This window comes from Actinoplanes sp. NPDC051633 (assembly GCF_040681735.1).
Classification (GTDB): Bacteria; Actinomycetota; Actinomycetes; order Mycobacteriales; family Micromonosporaceae; genus Actinoplanes.
On sequence record NZ_JBFAZH010001087.1, the window covers coordinates 1 to 2,603 of the forward strand.

2 protein-coding genes are annotated in these 2,603 nt (G+C 73.2%); one reads left to right on the forward strand and one right to left on the reverse strand.

Annotated features, from left to right (window positions below):
- The first annotated feature begins 51 nt into the window (after positions 1–51).
- Positions 52–1,896, forward strand: coding sequence for a glycoside hydrolase family 3 C-terminal domain-containing protein (locus tag AB0M20_RS37270; protein ID WP_364305480.1), 1,845 nt, complete (start codon positions 52–54; stop codon positions 1,894–1,896).
- Between the two features lie 40 nt (positions 1,897–1,936).
- Here the strand turns inward: AB0M20_RS37270 and AB0M20_RS37275 are convergent, their stop codons facing one another.
- Positions 1,937–2,509 (reverse strand): histidine phosphatase family protein, encoded by a 573-nt coding sequence (locus tag AB0M20_RS37275; RefSeq protein ID WP_364305482.1) that lies wholly within the window; start codon positions 2,507–2,509, stop codon positions 1,937–1,939.
- Between the last annotated feature and the right edge of the window lie 94 nt (positions 2,510–2,603).

Genomic DNA, 2,603 nt, shown 5'->3' on the forward strand with positions numbered 1-2,603 from the left:
CTTTCTTTTAAGAATATAATTTTGAAGTAACTGTCGTTTCATTGTCGTCCAGTGAACGGGCAGGCCGCCACCGAGCAGGTGCACGTCAACAACGAGATCGTCAAGGGCGAGTGGGGTTACCGCGGCCTGATCATGTCGGACTGGTTCGCGACCAAGACCGCCGGCGCGGCCGCGAACGGCGGGCTCGACCTGGTGATGCCCGGGCCGCAGGGTCCTTGGGGTGACGCGCTGGTGGCCGCGGTGCGGGCCGGGGAGGTCGACGAGGCGGTGATCGACGACCACCTGGCCCGCGTGCTGCTGCTCGCGGAACGGACCGGCGCGGCGGGCCCGCCCCGGGAGTACGGCGCCTATCCCGCGCCGGACAGTCCGGAGCGTCGTGAGCAGCTCACCCGGCTGGCCGCCGAGGGCATGACCGTGCTGACCAACAACGGCGTCCTGCCCCTGGGCGACGCCACCGACATCGCGCTGATCGGGCGGCACGCGGTCGAGACGCAGTGCATGGGCGGCGGGTCCGCGCAGGTGCACGCGCCCCACCAGGTGAGCGTGGCGGAGGGCCTGACCGCGCGGCTGGGCGGTGGCGGGGCTGCGGACGGTGGTGTGACCGTGGTCGACGGCGTCGAGGTTCGGACCCGGCCGGTGCCGGCCCGCGACGGCTTCCTGGTCAACCCGGAGACCGGCGCGGCGGGCATCGCGGTGACCGTCCTCGACGCGGACGGCAAAGAGCTCGACGTACGGCACGAGCCGGACGCCCGGAGCATGGTCGGGATGGACGACGACCTGCCGAGGCCGGCGGCCGCCGTCCGCCTGCGCGGCCGGATCACCCGGTCCGGGCGGGTCGAGCTGGGCGGCATCGGCGTCGGCGACTGGAGGGTCCGGGCGGGTGACGGGTCCTTCGAGTACGCGCTGCGCGTCTCGGGCAACAACATGGGCGAGGAGATCCTGGCCCCGCCGACGCAGACCGACATCACCGAGGTGACCGAGGGCACGATCCTGGACGCGACGGTGACCCTGCCGAAAGGTCACGGCCCGGCCGGCGAGATCTTCGGCGGCATCGGGCTCTTCGGGCTGATCGCCCGCGCCGCCGCCCGCGAGACGGTCGACGTGATCGACGACGCGGTCCGGGCCGCGGCCGCCGCCGACGTGGCGGTGGTGGTGGTCGGGCTGACCGAGGAGCAGGAGACCGAGTCGGTCGACAAGTCGACGCTCTACCTGCCCGGCGCCCAGGACCAGCTGGTCGAGGCGGTGGCCGGCGCGGCCCGCCGCACCGTGGTGGTGGTCAACGCTGCGACCCCGATCGTGATGCCGTGGCTGTCGCGGGTGGACGCGGTGCTGTGGGCGGGCCTGCCGGGTCAGGAGGGCGGCCACGCGGTGGCCGCGGCGCTGCTCGGCGACATCGAGCCGGCCGGGCGCCTGGTCACGTCGTTCCCCGGCGAGGACGGCAAGTCACCGGCCTGGTCGGTCACCCCCGTCAACGGCAGGCTCGAGTACGCCGAGGGCACGTTCATCGGTTACCGCGGGCACTACGCGGGCCGGGCGCCGGAGCCGGCCTTCTGGCTCGGTCACGGCCTCGGCTACGGGCGGTGGGAGTACTCCGACGCGCGTCTGACCGCGGGCGCCGCACCGGGCGCGACGGTCACGGTCACCAACACCGGCGACCGGCGGAGCCGTGAGGTCGTGCAGGTCTACCTGCGGCCGTCCGAGCAGGATCAGCCGGTGCGGCTGGTCGGCTGGGCGTCGGCGACGGTGGAGCCCGGCGAGTCGGCCCGGGTGACGGTGCAGACCGACGCGCGGTTGTGGCGTAAGTGGGAGGGTTCCGGGTGGGGCCGGCTGGCCGACGGCGGCGAGCTGCTGATCGCGCGCGGGCTGGGCGACATCCGGGCCACCCTGCCGCTCTGACCCTGTCGCTTCGGTCCGGGCGGCTTCGGCCCGGGCCGCTTCAGCAGGGGGCGTTCCAGCGGTCGATCACCGGGTCGACCTCGTGCTCGAAGCCCAGGGCCGACAGCGTCGCGGTGTCCAGCGTGAGGTGCCTGCCGTCGGCCGGCGGCAGGCCCACCCATCGCGCGCCGCAGACGCGCAGGAGATGCCCGTGGGCGACGAACGCGACGTCGCCGTCGGCGAGCATCGGGCGCGCGTACCCGAGAACGCGGTCCACCCGCTCGGCGACCTGCTCCGGCGACTCGCCGCCGGGGCAGCCGTCGGTCCACAACGACCAGCCGGGGCGCGTCTCGCGGATCTCCCTCGTCCGGATCCCCTCGTAGTCGCCGTAGTTCCACTCCGCGAGATCCTCGGTGGTCTCGGTGACGTCCAGACCGGCCAGCTCGGCGGTGCGCAGGGCCCGCTTGCGCGGGCTGGAGAGGACCGCGACGAAGGTACGCCCGCGCAGCCGCTCCCCCGCCGCACGAGCCTGCCCCACGCCGGCCTCGGTGAGATCGAGATCCGTGTACGAGGTGTGCCGGCCGTTCGCACTCCACTCGGTCTGTCCGTGCCGGACGAGCACGATCTCTCCCACGGCGATCCTTCCCGAACGTCGATGCCTTACCGGGAGAGTAAGTCCTCGAACGACGTGGTGAGTGCGAACGGGTCGGCGACCGTCACCGGATCCC